The organism is Amycolatopsis lexingtonensis, from assembly GCF_014873755.1.
GTDB lineage: Bacteria > Actinomycetota > Actinomycetes > Mycobacteriales > Pseudonocardiaceae > Amycolatopsis > Amycolatopsis lexingtonensis.
Genome location: NZ_JADBEG010000001.1, coordinates 5,921,215 through 5,937,915 on the forward strand (window position 1 = coordinate 5,921,215; position 16,701 = coordinate 5,937,915).

Annotated in this window: 17 protein-coding genes; 9 read left to right on the forward strand and 8 right to left on the reverse strand. The window is 73.5% G+C overall.

Features of this window, described 5'->3' with window-relative positions:
• Nucleotides 1-27 precede the first annotated feature (27 nt).
• Nucleotides 28-3,117, forward strand: coding sequence for an AfsR/SARP family transcriptional regulator (locus H4696_RS26605; RefSeq protein WP_086863264.1), 3,090 nt, complete (start codon nt 28-30; stop codon nt 3,115-3,117).
• Nucleotides 3,118-3,164: 47 nt separating this feature from the next.
• On the forward strand, nt 3,165-3,932 hold the full coding sequence (locus H4696_RS26610) for a GntR family transcriptional regulator (protein WP_086863263.1): 768 nt from the start codon (nt 3,165-3,167) through the stop codon (nt 3,930-3,932).
• Here the strand turns inward: H4696_RS26610 and H4696_RS26615 are convergent.
• From H4696_RS26615 to H4696_RS26630, 4 genes are read right to left on the reverse strand one after another with little or no spacing between them, the layout of a single operon-like run.
• Nucleotides 3,929-5,236: a hypothetical protein gene (locus H4696_RS26615; protein ID WP_086863262.1), complete on the reverse strand. Its 1,308-nt coding sequence runs from the start codon at nt 5,234-5,236 to the stop codon at nt 3,929-3,931. The two genes, H4696_RS26610 and H4696_RS26615, sit on opposite strands and share 4 nt — an antisense overlap.
• Nucleotides 5,233-5,622, reverse strand: coding sequence for a PTS sugar transporter subunit IIA (locus H4696_RS26620; protein ID WP_086863261.1), 390 nt, complete (start codon nt 5,620-5,622; stop codon nt 5,233-5,235). Before H4696_RS26620 ends, H4696_RS26615 begins: the two co-directional genes overlap by 4 nt.
• Nucleotides 5,623-5,633: 11 nt before the next feature.
• Nucleotides 5,634-7,256 (reverse strand): PTS system mannose/fructose/sorbose family transporter subunit IID, encoded by a 1,623-nt coding sequence (locus H4696_RS26625; protein ID WP_086863260.1) that lies wholly within the window; start codon nt 7,254-7,256, stop codon nt 5,634-5,636.
• 6 nt (nt 7,257-7,262) lie between these two features.
• Complete coding sequence (locus tag H4696_RS26630) at nt 7,263-7,736, reverse strand: PTS sugar transporter subunit IIB (protein WP_086863259.1); 474 nt, start codon at nt 7,734-7,736, stop codon at nt 7,263-7,265.
• A 416-nt stretch (nt 7,737-8,152) separates the two neighbouring features.
• Here H4696_RS26630 and H4696_RS26635 point away from each other — a divergent pair, with 416 nt between their 5' ends.
• Complete coding sequence (locus H4696_RS26635; RefSeq protein ID WP_192782552.1) at nt 8,153-9,097, forward strand: MBL fold metallo-hydrolase; 945 nt, start codon at nt 8,153-8,155, stop codon at nt 9,095-9,097.
• Here the strand turns inward: H4696_RS26635 and H4696_RS26640 are convergent.
• Complete coding sequence (locus tag H4696_RS26640) at nt 9,094-9,585, reverse strand: MarR family winged helix-turn-helix transcriptional regulator (protein ID WP_086865387.1); 492 nt, start codon at nt 9,583-9,585, stop codon at nt 9,094-9,096. The genes H4696_RS26635 and H4696_RS26640 overlap by 4 nt on opposite strands.
• A 75-nt stretch (nt 9,586-9,660) precedes the next feature.
• Here H4696_RS26640 and H4696_RS26645 point away from each other — a divergent pair, with 75 nt between their 5' ends.
• The 6 genes from H4696_RS26645 (at nt 9,661) to H4696_RS26670 (ending at nt 13,819) form a co-directional block, all read left to right on the forward strand.
• On the forward strand, nt 9,661-10,542 hold the full coding sequence (locus H4696_RS26645) for an EamA family transporter (RefSeq protein WP_086865386.1): 882 nt from the start codon (nt 9,661-9,663) through the stop codon (nt 10,540-10,542).
• A 78-nt stretch (nt 10,543-10,620) separates the two neighbouring features.
• Nucleotides 10,621-11,247 carry a hypothetical protein gene (locus H4696_RS26650; protein ID WP_086865385.1) on the forward strand — a complete coding sequence of 209 codons (627 nt, stop codon included), beginning with the start codon at nt 10,621-10,623 and terminating at the stop codon, nt 11,245-11,247.
• A 341-nt stretch (nt 11,248-11,588) separates the two neighbouring features.
• Nucleotides 11,589-12,149, forward strand: a complete 561-nt coding sequence (locus tag H4696_RS26655; protein ID WP_192782553.1) for a sigma-70 family RNA polymerase sigma factor — start codon at nt 11,589-11,591, stop codon at nt 12,147-12,149.
• Entirely contained in the window at nt 12,146-12,592 is a 447-nt protein-coding gene (locus H4696_RS26660) for a hypothetical protein (protein ID WP_086856125.1), read from the forward strand. The genes H4696_RS26655 and H4696_RS26660 overlap by 4 nt, the downstream gene beginning before the upstream one ends.
• A 69-nt stretch (nt 12,593-12,661) precedes the next feature.
• On the forward strand, nt 12,662-12,994 hold the full coding sequence (locus tag H4696_RS26665; protein WP_249026822.1) for a CHAT domain-containing protein: 333 nt from the start codon (nt 12,662-12,664) through the stop codon (nt 12,992-12,994).
• An 18-nt stretch (nt 12,995-13,012) separates the two neighbouring features.
• Complete coding sequence (locus H4696_RS26670) at nt 13,013-13,819, forward strand: PGAP1-like alpha/beta domain-containing protein (protein ID WP_249026823.1); 807 nt, start codon at nt 13,013-13,015, stop codon at nt 13,817-13,819.
• Here the strand turns inward: H4696_RS26670 and H4696_RS26675 are convergent.
• From H4696_RS26675 to H4696_RS26685, 3 genes are read right to left on the reverse strand one after another with little or no spacing between them, the layout of a single operon-like run.
• Nucleotides 13,809-14,651 carry an ABC transporter permease gene (locus H4696_RS26675; protein ID WP_086856126.1) on the reverse strand — a complete coding sequence of 281 codons (843 nt, stop codon included), beginning with the start codon at nt 14,649-14,651 and terminating at the stop codon, nt 13,809-13,811. The genes H4696_RS26670 and H4696_RS26675 overlap by 11 nt on opposite strands.
• Nucleotides 14,648-15,559, reverse strand: a complete 912-nt coding sequence (locus H4696_RS26680) for an ABC transporter ATP-binding protein (RefSeq protein WP_086856127.1) — start codon at nt 15,557-15,559, stop codon at nt 14,648-14,650. The genes H4696_RS26675 and H4696_RS26680 overlap by 4 nt, the downstream gene beginning before the upstream one ends.
• The gene (locus H4696_RS26685; RefSeq protein ID WP_086856128.1) at nt 15,556-16,677 is read right to left on the reverse strand and encodes a hypothetical protein; all 1,122 of its coding nucleotides are present in this window, start codon (nt 16,675-16,677) and stop codon (nt 15,556-15,558) included. Before H4696_RS26685 ends, H4696_RS26680 begins: the two co-directional genes overlap by 4 nt.
• Nucleotides 16,678-16,701 lie beyond the last annotated feature (24 nt).

Below are 16,701 nucleotides of genomic sequence, written 5' to 3' on the forward strand. Positions count from 1 at the left end.
TTCGGTCCGCCTTCTGGGGGGCAACACGTGCGCTACCGCCTGCTCGGGCCGGTCTCGGTCCTCGGCGACACGGGGGCGTTCCGGCCCGGTGGCCAGAAACAGACGTCCGTGCTGGCCGCGCTCCTGCTCAACCCGAACCGCGTGGTCACCGAAGACCGCCTCATCGACCTGACCTGGGGCGAGAACGCGCCGCCGAGCGTCCGCGGGCGGCTCCAGGTGCACATTTCGGAACTGCGGAAGCTCCTCGGCCGCGACGTCATCGTGCGGCGCGCGCCCGGCTACGTCATCGAGATCGGTCCCGGTGAGCGGGACCTCGACGTGTTCGACGACGAGGTCGCCCAGGCCAGAGCCGCCTCCGGCCCCGAGGCCGTCGCGCACCTGCGTGCCGCGCTCGCGCTGTGGGAGGGCACCCCGCTCGGCGGCGTGAGCGAAGCGCTGGCCGAGCACGAAGGCCCGGCGCTGGCCGAACGCCGGCTCGTCGTGCTGGAGGAGCTCTACGAGCAGGAACTGGCTTCGGCCCGGCACGCCGAAGTGGTCGGCGAACTGCGACAGCTCGTCGAGGAACACCCCTTCCGCGAACGGCTGCGCGCCGCGCTGATGCTCGCGCTGCACCGCTGCGGCCGCACCCCGGAAGCGCTGGAGACGTACACGCGGGCGCACGACCTGCTCGTCGACGAACTCGGCATCGAGCCCGGCCAGGCCCTGCAGGACCTGCGGATGCGGATCCTGCGCGGCGAAGGCGAACCGGCGCCCGCGCCCGTCGCGGCCCCGGTCGCGCCGCGGCCGGCCGAGCTGCCGCTGGACGTCCGCGGGTTCGCCGGCCGCGCCCCGGAACTGGCCACGCTCGACGAACCCGGCGACGTCTGGGTGATCACCGGCACGGCGGGGGTCGGCAAGACCGCGCTGGCCGTGCACTGGGCCCACACCGCGCGGGCGCGCTACCCCGACGGCCAGCTGTACGTGAACCTGCGCGGGTTCGACGCCGACGACGAGCCGCTCACCCCGGCCGCCGCGCTCGCGCAGCTGTTGCGCACCCTCGGCGTCGACCTGCGGGACGTGCCGCCGGGCATGGACGACCAGAGCAAGCTCTACCGCTCGCTGCTGGCCGACCGGCAGGCGCTCGTCGTGCTCGACAACGCCCGGGACGCCGCGCAGGTGCTGCCGCTGCTGCCGTCGTCGGGCCGGGTGCTGGTGACCAGCCGCCACCGGCTCGACGAGCTGGTCGCCCGCACCGGCGCGCGGTCGCTGGGCCTGGCGCAGCTGCGGGAAGACGACTCGCAGGCGCTGCTGACCGCGTTGCTCGGCGACCGGACCAGCGCCGAGCCCGAGGCGGCGGCCGAGCTGGCCCGGCTCTGCGGCCACCACCCGCTGGCGCTGCGGATCGCCGCGGCGAACACCGGCGTCGCCAGCATCGGCGAACTGGTCGACGAACTGCGCGGCGACCCGCTGGCCCAGCTCGGCTTCGACGGCGCCGAGGAAAGCGCCGTCGCCAAGGCGTTTTCGGTGTCCTACCAGGCACTGCCGGCCGCGCTGCGGCAGACGTTCCGGCTGCTCGCGCTGGTGCCGGGCGCCGACTTCACGCCGATCGCCGTGGCGGCGCTGCTGGAGGTGCCGCCCGAGGAGGCGGCCCGGCGGGTGCGCGGGCTGGCCGCGGCGAACCTGCTGGAGGCGCACGCGCCCCGCCGCTACCGCTTCCACGACCTCGCCCGCCGTTACGCCGAGCAGTGCGTCCGGGCCGAGGAGGACGAAGCCGCGCGCGAAGGGGCGTGGGAGCGGCTGTTCACCGGCTACTGCGCGGCCGCCGACGCCGCGGTCGCGCTGCTCGGCGCCCGGATCGTTTCGCTGCCCCGCGAAGACGCCCCGGCGGCGCCGAGCCCGATCGCGTTCGCCGACGCCGCGGCCGCCGTGGCCTGGCTGGACGTCGAAGTCCCGAACCTGTCGGCGGCGCTGCGGCAGGCCGCGACGCGCGGGCCGTACCCCGGCGCCTGGTACCTCGCCGACGCGCTGCGGCGGTTCTTCCACGACCACGGCCGCCGCGCGGAGTGGCTCGAACTGGCCCCGATCGTCCTGCGCGCGGCCCGCGACCACGGCGCCCAGCCGGCCGAGGCGCTGGTCCACCTGTCCATCGGCGGCGCGTACTTCCGCGAAGGCCAGCACGAAGCGGGCATCCGGCATTCGGAGAAGGCGGTGCTGGCCAGCCGGGCGTGCGGCTGGCGCGAGTGCGAAGCGACGGCCGTCGCGAACCTGGGCTCGATGCTGGAGTGGACCGGCAGGCTGTCGGAGGCCGTCGAGCACAGCCGTCGCGCGATCCAGCTGTTCCGCGAACTGGCCAACCGCTCGGGCGAGGCGCTCGCGCTGAACTCGCTGAGCTGCCACTACCGCCAGCTGGGCCGGCTGGAGCAGGCGGAGGACTGCCTGGTCGAGGCGATCGCGCTGGCCCGCAAGGAAGACCTGGGGTTCTGGGAAGCGGCGAACCTCGCCGACCTGGGCTGGGTGCTGCTGGCCACCGGACGGCTGACCGAGGCGGGCGAGGTCCTCGACCAGGCCCTCACGGCGTTCCGCGACCTCGGCACGAGCTTCGGCGAAGCGACGGCGCTGAACGCGGTGAGCGCCCTGCAGATTGCCCGCGGCGACCACGCCTCGGCGGCGCGGTCGGCGGAAGCGGCCCTCGAATCCGTCCGCCGCGACGGCGACCGGCAGGTCGAAGCGGCCGCGTTGATCGCGCTGGGCCGCGCGGAGGAAGGCCGGGGCGACCTGCCCGCGGCCGAGCGCGTCCTGCGTGAGGCCCGGGAGCTGACGGCGGAGTCCGGCCTGCGCGGCCAGCTGGCGGAGGCGGCGGCGACGCTGGCCCGGGTGCTCGCCGCGGGCGGCCGCGCCGGCGAGGCGGGCGAACACGCGCGAGCGGCCCTCGACGCGGCACGGGCCGGCGGCTTCCGCGTCGTCGAGGCGGAGGCGCTGCTGGGACTGGCCGCGGTCGAGGCCGCGGCGGGCCGCTCGACGCTCGCCGAGGGAACGGCACGGGAGTCGCGGTCGCTGTACCGCGCGGTCGGGCACGTCACCGGCGAAGCCGCCGTCGAAGATTTCCTCACCGCGCTGGCCGGCCGCGCCACCGGTTGACCGGAGTTCGTGACACGCGGACGCCCCCGGCGCGACATACTTAAGGCATGCCCCGTCCGAAACACGTCCCCGCGAGCGATCTCCGCCTCCCGGACGCGCTGCAGCCGGGGCGGCCGAAGGGCGATCAGCTCCGCGAAATCCTCGAAACCGTCGCGACGGAGGCGGGCCCCGGCCGGCTGATGCCGTCGGAGCGGTTCCTCGCCGAGCACTTCCAGGTCGCCCGCGGCACCGTGCGCCAGGAGATCAACCGCCTGGTCGCGGACGGTGTCCTGTACCGCCAGCACGGCACCGCGACCTTCACCGCGGAACGCCAGGCGGCGCACATCGACATGCTGACCTCGTTCACCGAGGACATGAAGGCCCGCGGCGTCGTCCCCAAGACGAAGGTGCTGCACGCCGAGGTGGAGAGCGCGAACCAGCGCATCGCCGGCCGCCTCAACGTCCCGCCGGGCGCGCGGGTGTTCCGGCTCGAGCGGCTCCGCTACGTCGAAGACGAGCCGTTCGCCGTCGAGCGCACCAACCTGTCGGTCGACCGGTTCCCGGGCATCGAGCTGTTCGACTGGGAAACCCAATCGCTGCACCGCACGATCGAGGAGCGCTGGGACGTCCGCGCGGAGTGGAACGACACGGCGATCTCGGCGGTCCTCCCGAACACCGGCGACGCGGCCCTGCTCGGCATCGAGGCCACCCAGCCGTGCCTGATCATCGAGGGCACGCTGCACGACCAGAGCGGCGGCGTCATCGAAGCGGGCCGCTCCCTGTACCGGGCGGATCGCTACACGGTCTTCACGCAGGCGCGGCGCAGCCCGGCCTAAGCGGGGCTCAGCTGGTGCGCCCGCAGCACCTTCAGGCAGTGCTCCACGAGCACGTCCGCGGCATCCGGGCCGAACAGCGTCACGTACGACTCGTAAATCCCGTCCCGATGCCCCTCCGCGTCCGGCAAGTACCCCAGATAACCATCGGTGTAGCCGATCACCCGCGTGTGCCGGAACGGGCTCCCGCGCCGGATCCGCAGCCCCAGTGACGCGAACAGCTCGAACGGCGTGTGCAGCCACGCGATGTCCCCCAGCGACACCACGCTGACCGGCACCTCGGCGCACCCCGTCGGCCGGTCGGTGGCCGCCATCGCCGCGAGCATCGCGCAGCCCTCGTAGCGGGTCTGCGCGATCCGGACCGCCGGGTGGTCCTCGCCGTGGCAGGCCAGCTCGCGCTGCCACTCGGCCTCCGCCGATTCGCGCAGCTCCAGGCTGTGCTCCAGCGACGGCACCTCGCGGTAGGGCAGGTGCAGCGACGACCGCGTCAGCCGGACCGGGCCGCTCGCGCCGATCGCCGACGCCGCCGCCAGCGTGCGGGCGATCGACGTCGCCAGGTGGCCGCCGAGGGTGCGGACCTCGGCGTGGTCGCGGCCCCGGCGGACGAAGCGGGAGCTCGCGTCGCCGGCCGCGCCCTGCAGGAACGCCGCCACCGGGCGGCCGATCAGCGCGGCCAGCTCGCGCCGGGTCGCGCCCGGCCAGTCCGCCGACCAGGCCAGGTTGTCCGGGCCGAGCACGGTCGGGTGGCTGGCGTAGTCGAACAGCAGCGCCGCCGGCGTGCCGTCGTCGCGGCTCAGTTCCAGCACCCCGAACGACGTGTCGTGCGGCCCGTCCGGCCGGTAGCGGTTGCCGCCGACGGCTTCGGTCGAGCCCGCGTGCCAGCGCGCCCGGACCCGGGAGCGGCAGGCGCGCAGCCGCAGCGCGGCCCCGGTGACCTTCTCCGCCATCCGGCCGACCAGCCCGGGGTCGCGCTCCCCCGGCAGGCCGGGGTGCAGCGGGCCGGTCCAGCCCTCGGGCCCGGAATGCGTGTGCGACGCGCAGACGAGCACCCGCTCCGGATCGACGCCCACCGCCGCGCCGACCGCGTCGGCCAGCGTGCGCGTGAGGCCGGCGTCGACCGCGAGCGCGTCCAGTGCCACCCAGACCACGCCCGGGTCGTCCTCGGTGGACAGCCAGATCAGCGACGCTTCGAGCTCGTCGTGCGTGCCGGTCGCGACGCCGTTTCGGGCCAGGTAGCCGCCGAGCGGGTGCCCGGGCTCCGGGGTGATCCGGACGTCTTGCGCGGCGAGCAGGAGGGCGGCGGTCACCAGGTCGATTCCAGGACGTCGACCACGCCGTCGCGGCCGGCGGCGCGGGCCACGCCGGCGAGCTCGGTCACGTCGCCGGTGGTGTGCAGCAGGACCTCCAGCAGCATCGGCAGGTTCAGCCCCGACACGAGCTGGATGCGCGGGTGCACGGCCGCGAGCGTGCGGACGGCGTTGAACGGCGAGCCGCCGTGCAGGTCGGCGAGCACGAGCACGCCCTCGGCGTCGCCGGCCAGCGCGAGCACGCGGGCGCCGAACTCCTCCGGGCTGTCGCGCGGGCTCAGCTCGCAGACCTTCAGCCGCGACTGCGGGCCGAGGATCATTTCGGCGGCCTCGCCGACGCCGGAGGGCAGCCGGCCGTGACCGGCCAGGATGATCGGGACGGACATGGCGGTTCCCCCTAACTCTTCGCCGGGGCCGACGGCGCGAACCAGCCGAGCCACCCCAGGACGACCCCGGCGACGACGACGATGCCGATGACCCAGACCGGCCGCAGCCGCATTTTGGCCGTCAGCAGGTACACCCCGGCGGTGACCAGCACCGGCAGCAGGAACGGCAGCAGCTCGTCGAGCCGGTCCTGGATCGCCACCGACTGGGTCACCGGCTGCCCCTGGACCGTGGTGGTCTGCCGGTAGGTCAGCGTGGTGACGACCTTGACGATCGACGGGATGAACCCGCCGAGCACGACGAACCCGAGCACGGTCGCCCCCTGCGCGACGCGCGCCAGCGCGCCCGCGGCGAGGTGCCCGGCCAGCCGCTTCCCTTCACGGTAGGCGAACCCGAACTGCCAGCGCCGCACCAGCGCGTACGGCACGAGCACCATGACGGCGGCGAACGCGGGGCCGAGCCAGTTGCCCTGCAGCGCCCACGACGCGCCCATGGTGAAGACGATGCTGTTGTACAGCGCGAAGACGACGGTGTCGCCGATGCCGGCCAGCGGCCCCATCAGCGCGACCTTGGTGCTCGCCGCCGACTTCGGCGTGCCGGCTTCTTCGAGCGCGACGCTGGAGCCGAGGATCAGCGGGCCGCCGACGAGCACGGACGTGTTGAAGAACTGCAGGTGGCGCTGCAGACCGGCGACGTAGTCGGCCTTCTCCGGGTACAGCCGGCGCAGCACCGGTTCCATCGAGTACGCGAACCCGAGCGCCTGCATCCGCTCGTAGTTCCAGGAGATCTGGCTCGACCAGAAGTACCGGCGGAACACCCGCCGCAGGTCCTGCTTGGTCAGCCGGGGGTCGACGGCGGTGTCCCCGGCGGGCTCGGGCTCCGGCACGGCGAGGGCCGGTTCGTCGCGCTTGAGCGTCACGAACAGCATCGCGACCGCGACGCCGACCAGCGCGATCCCCAGCACCGGCAGCTTCAGGTAGGCGTACCCGACGAAGCCGATCAGCAGCAGGTACCAGTACCGCGACAGCTCCATCATGCCGAGCAGCAGCGCGAAACCGACCGCCGGCAGCAGCGACCCGGCGAGCGTCATGCCCTGCACGAACCCGGCCGGGATGCTCGCGGTGATGTCCTTGACCAGGCCGCCGGACGCGGCGAGCGCGGCGAGGAACGTCGGGATCGCGCGCACCGCGACCCACGGCACCAGGCTGACCCAGTGGATCGTGGCCAGGCCGCGGGCATTGCCGTCGGCGGCGTAGGCGTCGGCCCGGTGCACCAGCGCGGTGGTGACCATCTTGCCGACCGGGTCCAGGGCCGACAGCAGGATCGCGGCCGGCAGCCCGACGCCGATCCCGACGGCGACCTGGGCGGACGTCCCGCCGGCGGCGCCCGCGGCCAGCGCGGTGCCGACGATCGCGCCGGTCTGGTAGTCCGGGATGGTCGCGCCGCCGTAGGTGTAGACACCGAGGGCGGCGAGCTCCAGCGTCGCGCCGATCAGCAGGCCGAGCAGCGGGTTGCCGGTGATCAGCCCGGCCACCGAGCCGGCGATCAGCGGGCGCTGGGCGTAGATGAGGAACGGGCCGAGCCCGTCGTAGGTGCAGTAGATCGCCCAGATGGTCAGGGCCAGCGCGACGAGCATGCGGGGCTAGAGCCCTTTCCGGTCGAGCAGTGGGACGAATTCGGCGGGCTTGTCCTGCGGCATCAGCTGCGTGACCAGCGGAACCCCGGCGGCGAGCTTGCGGTAGCCGCCGGCTTCGTCCGGAGTGACCGCGATCGAGCGGGTGACCATGGTGTACGCGGTGCCCGGGCGGGGCGCGACGTTGCCGACGTTGACGACCTCCGGCCGCAGCCCGCCCTCGACGAGGCGGAAGGCGTCCTCGGGATCCTTCGCGATGATCATGACATCCCCGTCGAGCGGGACGGTGAGCGCCGCGGCCACCGACAGCACGGCGGTGGGCAGCCCGCGGGCGGCCTGCGGGAGCAGCACCTGCTGCAGGTCGTCGGCGGCGACTTCGTCGTTGCAGACCAGCAGGCGGCGCACGCCGAGCCGGCGGGTCCAGGCGACGGTGACCTGCCCGTGGATCAGCCGGTTGTCGATCCGGACGTGTGCCCCCGCCATCTTTCTCCTCCCGGACGGCAAGAGACATACTGGTTCGTACCAGTATCTGTGTCAACTGCCGGTGACCGGTCTTCGCGCGGCCGACGGAAGGACCCCTCAGACCTTCCGTCGGCCCACGAGCGCGAAGCCCCCCTGGTGTTACCCCGGACCCTCCCATAAAGGTATATACCAGTATGGACGGTCGTGATCGACTGTCAAGAGCGAAAACCCGAAAATTATTCGACCGGGCGGCCGATCGAAATTACCTGGTGGGAGGTTCACCCGGAGCTGTCCGGTCCTGTCAGTGACGACCCCGGGAGCCGCTTTTATCATCCCATTGGTCTAGACCGCACTTCCGGCCCGAACATTTCGGCGATCGGGCGCAACCTGACCAGGCCGCCGTCGTTAACGCATCGTCGCATGAGGGAGGGGAAGGCATGCCGGCCGTCACATCGAACATCGTCCCGCTCCGGCACGCGAAGCCGGGAGTGGTGGCTTACGTGAAGAGCCCGGCCGAGTGGTTCGTCGCCAACAGCGGGTGGATCCAGGGCAGCGACGGCGTCGTGCTGATCGACACCTGCGGAACCGAGCAGGCGACGCTGGAGCTGGTGCGCGACGTGCGCAAGTACGCGGGTGACCGTGAGCTCACGGTCGTCATCACGCACGCGCACGGCGAGCACCACAACGGCCTCGGCGTCGCCCTGCGCGACGGCGGGACGGCACTGGCCGCGCCGGGCGCGCTCGACCTGGTCAAGGCCGGGCCACAGACGTACGGCAACGTCTTCACGTACACGCGCTGGGGCGTCCTCGAGCCACCGGAGCCGGACGCGGTCCACGCAGTCACCGGCTGGCGGCGCCTCGACCTCGGCGACGCGGCGGCCGACGTGGTCGCCGTCCCCGGCGTCGCGCACACGGCGGGCGACCTGGTGGTGCACGAGCCCCGCTCGGGCACGCTGTTCACCGGCGACCTGGTGGTCATCGGCGACACCCCGGTGGCGGTCCACGGCTCGATCCCGGGCTGGCTCGACGCGCTCGACTGGCTCCAGGACACGTTCCGCCCCCGCACCCTGGTCCCCGGCCACGGCCCGGTGGCCAACCCGGGCCACACGGCGTTCCACGCGATGCGCGTCTACCTCGAGTGGCTGCTGGAGGTGACCGAGCGCCAGACCGACTTCACGAAGCTGGCGCGGCAGGCGTCCCTGCGCTGGCCGTCGTGGCGCAACCCGGAACGCCACATCGGCAACCTGATGCGCGCGTACGCCGACCAGCACGGCCGCAAACTGGACGTGGACCTGGCGATCGACGCGATCCTGGCGGCGGCGGGCGGCCGCATCGACCTGGACTACCTGCTGGACGGCGAACCGGTCCGCCAGATCTCCTAGGACCCACTCAGGCTCTCCAGGAGCGTGCGCAGCGTCGCGGCGAGTTGATCGCGCTCGCCGGGGTTCAGCGCGCTCAAGATCCGGTGCTCGTTCTCGACGTGCTCCGGCAGCGCCCGGTCGATCAGCTCACCGCCCGCGTCGGTCAGCGCCACGCGGACGCCGCGGCCGTCGGTCTCGTTCGGCGTGCGCTTGACCAGCCCGCGCGCCTCCATCTTGTCCAGGCGCTGCGTGATCGCCCCGGACGTCACCATCGCCGAGCGCATCAGCTCGGTCGGGGTCAGCCGGTAGGGCGGGCCGCTACGGCGCAGGGTCGCGAGGACGTCGAAGGTCGCGCGGTCGATCCCGTGGCGGGCGAACGTGCGGCGCAGCTCGGCGTCGACCAGCGCACTCAGCCGGGACAGCCGGCCGATCACCGCCATCGGCGAGACGTCGAGGTCGGGGCGCTCGGCGTGCCACTGCGCCAGGACGCGGTCCACGTGGTCGGCCATCGGCCCAGCGTAGCCGATTCCTTAGCGCTAAGTGAGCGGTGGCCATTTACCTTAGCGCTGAGGTAAACTGCCTTAGTGCTAAACAAACAGCTTCTCGCCACCGCGCTGGCCCCCGCGATCTGGGGCTCCACCTACCTCGTCACGACCGAGTTCCTGCCGCCGGACCGCCCATTGCTTGCCGCGGTCGTCCGGGCCCTGCCCGCCGGGCTGCTGCTCGTCGCGCTCACCCGCCGTCTCCCGAAGGGCGACTGGTGGTGGCGCGCGCTCGTGCTCGGCACCCTCAACATCGGCGCGTTCCTCGCGCTGCTGTTCGTCGCGGCCTACCGCCTCCCCGGCGGGGTCGCCGCCACCCTCGGCGCCCTGCAGCCGCTGATCGTCGCCGGCCTGTCGACCGGCCTGCTCGGCGAACGCCTGACCCCGCGGACCGTGCTCGCGGGCGTCGCGGGAGTCGTCGGCGTCAGCCTCCTGGTCCTGCAGTCCGACGCCCGCCTCGACGCGATCGGCATCGCCGCCGCGGCGGGCGGCGCGGTCGTGATGGCCACCGGTGTCGTGCTCAGCAAGCGCTGGACCTCCCCCGCACCCCTGCTGGCGACGACCGGCTGGCAGCTCGTCGCGGGCGGCCTGGTGCTCGTGCCGGTCGCACTGGCCGTCGAGGGCATGCCGCCGTCGTCGCTGTCCGGCGCGAACCTCGCGGGCTACGCCTACCTCTCGCTGATCGGCGCCGCGTTCGCGTACGCCTTGTGGTTCCGCGGGATCCGCGCGCTGACGGCCACGCACGTGACGTTCCTCGGCCTGCTCAGCCCGGTCGTCGCGACCCTGCTCGGCTGGCTCGTCCTCGGCCAGAGCCTGACCCCGTGGCAGCTCCTGGGCGCGGCGATCGTGCTCGCCGCCGTCGTGACCGCCCAGCGCCGGAGCCAGCCGTCGCCGGTCGTCGAGCCGGTTTCCGAGAAGGTCTGATCCCGCCCGGCACCGGGGCCGGTAGAGGACACCCGGATATCCTCGCCGTCTTCGCCCCGCCGGAAGCTCGGAGAAACTGTGGAGTGGTTCAAGGTCAGCCTCGACTTCGTCAGCTCGCTCGCGTGGCCGCTCACCCTCATCGTTTTTCTGATCATCTTCCGGTCGTCCATCGGCACCCTGCTGACCCGCCTGACCAGAGCCGAGGTCGCCGGCCAGAAATTCGATTTCGGCAGCGAACTCAAGGCGGCGGAGAGCAGCACCGAGGCTGCGATCGACGCCGCACAGCGAGCCGGTGAGCCCCCGTCGAGTGATGACGCCGAGGTCTCGGAGGAGGACATCGACGAGGAGTACCAACCTCCCTCGCGCTCGGAAAAGGTCAAGTCCCTGATCGTCGGTTCGCAGCCCACCGGGCTGGTGATGCAGTCGTGGCTCACGATCGAATCGGCGATCGGTGATCTGCACGAGAAGTTGTTCGGCGCCCATCGGGGCACAAAACTCACCACTGTGCAGCGTCAAATCGACGAACTGGTCCCCTACCTCCCGGCCGACGCCGTCGACAGCATCCGGCGCATGCGAAAGATGCGCAACGAAGTGGCCCACGGCAACGCCCAGGTCGACCTGGGCGAAGCCATCGCCTACGCCGAAACCGCCGCCGCCGTCGTGGACCTCATCGGCTACCTCGACCGCGCCACCCCAAGCCGATAGGAGAACCGGAGTCCGGCACCACCGGCGTGTCCCCGAGCAACGCGCACCCGGGCACCCCGGCCCCCGCCGGAACCGGCACCGCCCGGCCGTCCACCGGCTGCCCGCACGCCGTCATTCCCCACACGAGCACCACGAACGCCACCACCCGCACGATCGGCTCACCCCGATCCGTCTCCACCACTCCCACCGCGCACACGGCGCCCGTCCCGGCGGGGTTCAGGTATTTCCCGCGGTCCCACCGGATCGGGGGAACAGGGAGAAAAACGCGAAGGAGTCCCCCGATGGCGTACCCGTCCGAAGGGCCGCTCTTGGCTAGGCTGAGCGGGTCAAGGGGAGGCGAAGTGGACACCACGACCCTGCTCTCAGCGGCCGCGCGCGGCGATCAGGCGGCCTGGGACGCGCTCGTCGAGCGGTACGCGAGCCTGCTCTGGTCGATCGCGCGCGCCCACCGGCTTTCCGACGCGGACGCCGCCGACGTCGTCCAGACCGTGTGGCTGAAGCTGGTCGAGAACCTCGGCCGGATCAACGATCCCGAGCGCCTGCCCGGCTGGCTGGGCACCACCACCCGGCACGAGTGCCTCCGCCAGCTCCGCCGCGGCGAGCGGGAACGCCCGGCCGACGACCACGTCTGGCAGAACGAGCCGGCGCCGGGCGAGCCGGTCGACGCGGGACTGCTGCTGAACGAACGCGACGCCACGCTCTGGCGCGCGCTGGCCGCGCTGCCGGAGCAGTGCCGCCGGCTGCTGCGCGCGCTGATGGCCACGCCCCCGCCGTCGTACGCGGAGGTGTCGGCCGCCCTCGACATGCCGGTCGGCAGCATCGGCCCGACGCGGCAGCGGTGCCTGGGCCGCCTGCGCGAGCGGGCGGGCGCGGCCGGGCTCGGAACGGAGGACCGGACGTGACCGGCGACGACGAACTCATGGACGTCCTGCGAGCGGCCGCGGCCCAGGCGGACCCGGTCCCGGACCTGGTGCTGCGCCAGGCCCGGGCAGCGCTGTCCACCCAAGACCTCGACGCCGAGCTGGCGGAGCTGGCCTTCGATTCGGACCTGGCGGAGGCCGGTGCCGTGCGCGCGGAAGGCGAAGACGTCCGGCTGCTGTCGTTCGAGGCGGCGCGGGTGTCGGTGGAGCTGCAGGTGGAGTACGCGGGCGGCCGCGTTTCCCTGCGCGGCTTGATCACCGGCGCCACGGGCGACGCGGTGATCGAGGTGGCCGGCGAGCGGTACGTCCGCCCGATCGGGGCAGAGGGCTGGTTCACGGCGGCGGGGCTCCCGCGCGGAGCGACCCGCGTGAAGGTGACCGCCGCGGACGGCACGGCGGTCACCACGGGCTGGGCGAGCCTCTAAACGCCCGGCTCGCGCACACACTCCACGTACGGAACGGGCGCCTCCCCGTTCACGTCCTGGACGTGCACCGTGACCGGCTCCTCGACGCCCTCCGGGTGCAGCACCGCTGGGCGGCCTCGAACGCGGAGGCACCCTTGGCTGTCCGGCTGCGACTCGGGCCGCTCGGCGATCCACGCGGGCGACGAGCTGCTGGGCCTGGCCTCGGCACTGCTGGCGCTGGGCACGACGAGCCTGGTGGCGACCGTGCTCCCGATCCCCGACGACGCGGGCCGCGCGCTGATGGTCCGCCATCACCGCCACCTCGCCGCCGGCCTCACCCCGGCCGCGGCCCTCGCCCGCGCCCAGTCGGAGCTACCGGACTCCCCCGCCGCCGCCAGTTACGTCTGCTACGGCGCCGGCTGAGCCAGGCATCATGGAACTGTGCGGATCACGGCTTGGTGGCGCGGCATCAGCCCGCGGCGACGGCTGATGCTGAGCAGCGTCGCCGTCGTCGTGGTGGCCGCCGTCGGCGCGACCGCCATCGCCGCCTCCGGCACGAAGGCCGCGCCGGAGGCCGGGACGCCGGACCAGGCCAAGCCCGGCCCGGTGCTCCTCGTCCCCGGCTACGGCGGCGGCCAGGGCGCGCTGGACGAACTCGCCGCGCGGATCCGCCAGGCCACCGGCCGCGACACCGAGGTGCTCACCCTGGCCGGCGACGGCACCGGCGACCTCGTCGAGCAAGCCGGTGTCCTGGCCGAAGCCGTCGAACGCGCGTACGCGCGGGGAGCGCCTTCGGTCGACGTCGTCGGCTACTCCGCGGGCGGGGTCGTGGCCCGGCTGTGGGTCAGCCGCGAAGGCGGTGACCACCAGGCCCGCCGGGTCGTCACGCTCGGCGCGCCGATGCACGGCACCGGCCTCGCCACGGCGGGCGGCGCGCTGGTCCCGGGCGGCTGCCCGGCCGCGTGCGTCCAGCTGGCCCCGGGCAGCGCCCTCCTGCAGGAGCTCGCGAAGGAGCCGATCCCGGCGACGCTGCCGTGGCTTTCCCTCTGGACCGAGCAGGACGAGACCGTGACCCCGCCGGAGTCCGCCCGCGTCGACGGCGCCGTCAACGTCGCCCTCCAGCAGGTGTGCCCGGGCAACCAGGCCGGCCACGGCGACCTGCCCACCGACCCCGCCGTCACCGAGATCGTCCTGCAGGCGCTCGGCACCACACCGCTCGAAGCGCCCACGGACTGCCTCAGCTCGTGACGTCCTTCGTCGCGAAGTTCGCCCACGCCGCCCCGAAGAACACGACGATGTAGCCGGCCTGCAGCAGCAGCCCGTGGTCGATGTTGCGCCACAGCACCGGATCGCGGAAGAAGTCGATCCAGGACAGCCAGTAGTGCGTCGGCAGGTACGGCTTCACCGCCGCGGCCGCGTCCAGGGTCTCCAGCACCGAGCTGGTGATCAGCACGGCCAGCCCGCACAGCGCCGCGCCCAGCGCCGAGTCGCTCACCGTGGACAGGAACATCGTGATCGCGGCGAACCCGAGCATCGACACGACGATGTAGGTCACCGCGCCGAGCAGCCGCAGGCCCAGCCCGGACGAGCTGAGCGACTGCCCGGACAGCGACGTCACGCCGGTCGGCTGCCCGCCCGGCCCGGCGACGCCGGGGGTGCCGCCGGTGCCGAACAGGAACACCCCGAGCACCAGCGACGTCAGCACGACGATGACGATCGCCGCGGTCACGTACGCCGCGATGGCGACCATCTTGGCGCTCAGCAGCCGGGTCCGGCCGACCGGGCGCACCAGCAGGTACCGCAGGGTGCCGCCGGACGCCTCGCCCGCGATCGAGTCGCCCGCGACCACCGCGACCGCGATCGGCAGGAACAGCGGCAGCACCAGGGCGAGCGCCGCGGCCGGGTACAGCGCGCCGTCGTGCACCACCGCCGACAGGAACGCCCCACCTTGCCCGGGCGGCGGCGCGAAGTCGGCCGTGGCCAGGAAGACGCCGACGACCGCGGGCAGCAGGCACAGCAGCAGCACGCTGACCCAGACCCGGGGCCGTAGCGCGAGCTTGCGCAGTTCGACGCCGATCACCCGGCCGCTCCGAACCGGTCCGAGCCCGGACCCGTCAGGTCGAGGACCACTTGTTCCAGCGTCCGCTGCTCGGCGTGGATGGACGTCACGCGCACCCCCGCTTCGACGAGCAGCGCGTTCAGCGCCGCCGGGTCGGTGTGCCGGATGACCAGCCGGTCGCCGTCGCGGGCTTCGAGCTGCCCGTCGAGGACCGCGGCCGCGGCCGCGGGATCCGGCGTCCCGACGAGCACCCGGCCGGTCTCGGCCCGCAGCGCGGCCAGGTCCTCTTCCAGCACCAGCCGGCCGCGGTCGACGACGCCGACGCGGGTGCACAGCTGCTCCACCTCGGCCAGCAGGTGACTGGAGAGGAACACCGTGGTGCCGCCCGCGTTCAGCGCGGTCAGCAGCTCCCGGATCTCCTTGATGCCCTGCGGGTCGAGCCCGTTCGTCGGCTCGTCCAGGATCAGCAGCCGGGGCTTGCGCAGCAGCGCGCCGGCCAGCCCGAGCCGCTGGCGCATGCCGAGCGAGTACGCCTTGACCGGCCGCTGGTCGACCCCGCCCAGCCCGACCTGCTCCAGCGCGTCGTCGATGCGACGGCGCCGCGTGCGCCGCCCGCCACCGCGCCCGGCGGCGTCGAGCAGCGCCAGGTTCCGCCGTCCGGACAGGTGCGGGTACGCGGCCGGGCCTTCGACGAGCGCGCCGACGTCGGGCAGCACTTCGGCGACCCGCTTCGGCACCGGCTTGCCGAGCACCTCGATCTCCCCGCTGGTCGCGTAGACCAGGCCGAGCAGCATCCGGACCAGCGTGGTCTTGCCCGAGCCGTTCGGGCCGAGGAAGCCGTAGCGGTCGCCCTCGCGGACGTCGAGGTCGACCGCGTTCACGGCGACGGTGCGGCCGTAGGCCTTGGTGAGCGCGCGCGTGACGATCATCGGCTGCCCCGCCGCAGCCGCGACAGCTCGTCCGCGACGGACTTCAGCACGTCGGCCGTCACCGTCCCGGCCAGCAGGTAGGAGCGGCGGGAGACGGCCGAGCGGACGATCGCCAGCGACAACGGCGTGATCGCCAGCTGCACCACGGTCCCGCCGGTCAGCTTGACCTGCACCCCGCCCGCCTTCCCGGCGGCGTCGCTCGCCGCGTTGGCCACCGCGCGCGGCACGGCGATCACCGCGAAGGACGCCAGCCCCTTGCCGTAGAGCGCGGCGCCCTGCACGCCCCCGAAGTCAGAAGACACCACCGGCCGCCCGGCCAGCGCCGAGGGCAGCGGCACCTGGTTGAAGGCGCCGAGCGTGTCCGAGACGTCCGGGGCGCTCGCCACGGTGAAGCCGGACCCGAGCACCGGCCGCGGGGCCTCGACGACCGGCGTGGTCTGGGCCAGCTCCTGGAACTCGGTGACGAGGATCGGGGCCTGCTGCCCGCGCGCGGTCACCTCGACGCGCACGGCCACCCCGGTCGCCGGGTCGGCCCACACGTCCACCCGGCCGATGGTCGTGTCCGGGTCGGCGGGAACGAGCCGGAACCCGGACGCGGCGACGCCGGCGACGTTCCGGCCCGGCAGCGCGCTCACCGGGTCGCCCTGCGCCGCGCGCAGGATCCGCCGCGCGAGTTCGGGCGGCAGCAGGTCCGCGGCCCGCGGCAGCCGGACGGCGGGTTCGCCGATCAGCTCGGTCAGCGTGTTGTCGCCGTAGTCCCACGTGTATTCGCCGTCGGGCAGCCGGTAGAGGTCGTGCTCGCCGGCGGTGCCGAGGATGTCGACCCGGTAGCGGTCGGGCCCGGCGTACCAGACGCGCATCGGCGTCCGCATCGAGAAGAGCGCGGTGACGGCGCCGAGGTTCGGCAGCTCGGGCAGGGCCAGCGAACCCGCGCTTTCGGCGTAGCCCTGGTACGGCCGTCCGGCGGAGTCCAGGACGAGATCCCGCAGCTTGCCGGCGTCGGCCGCCGCGCCGGCGGGGGCGAGCGCGCTGAGCACCGAAGGCAGGGCGACGAGGACGGCGGCCACGGCCGCGACGACCGCCCACCGGCGACGCTTTTCCCGCCGCACCACCGTCATCCGGCATCACCTCTGCACCCTTTG

What these genes read in the sequence shown, in the direction of transcription:
- H4696_RS26610 (WP_086863263.1), top strand. Translation starts at nt 3,165, where the DNA reads ATGCCCCGTCCGAAACACGTCCCCGCGAGCGATCTCCGCCTCCCGGAC.
- H4696_RS26620 (WP_086863261.1), bottom strand. Translation starts at nt 5,622, where the DNA reads ATGTCCGTCCCGATCATCCTGGCCGGTCACGGCCGGCTGCCCTCCGGC.
- H4696_RS26625 (WP_086863260.1), bottom strand. Translation starts at nt 7,256, where the DNA reads ATGCTCGTCGCGCTGGCCCTGACCATCTGGGCGATCTACTGCACCTAC.
- H4696_RS26630 (WP_086863259.1), bottom strand. Translation starts at nt 7,736, where the DNA reads ATGGCGGGGGCACACGTCCGGATCGACAACCGGCTGATCCACGGGCAG.
- H4696_RS26635 (WP_192782552.1), top strand. Translation starts at nt 8,153, where the DNA reads ATGCCGGCCGTCACATCGAACATCGTCCCGCTCCGGCACGCGAAGCCG.
- H4696_RS26640 (WP_086865387.1), bottom strand. Translation starts at nt 9,585, where the DNA reads ATGGCCGACCACGTGGACCGCGTCCTGGCGCAGTGGCACGCCGAGCGC.
- H4696_RS26680 (WP_086856127.1), bottom strand. Translation starts at nt 15,559, where the DNA reads ATGATCGTCACGCGCGCGCTCACCAAGGCCTACGGCCGCACCGTCGCC.
- H4696_RS26685 (WP_086856128.1), bottom strand. Translation starts at nt 16,677, where the DNA reads ATGACGGTGGTGCGGCGGGAAAAGCGTCGCCGGTGGGCGGTCGTCGCG.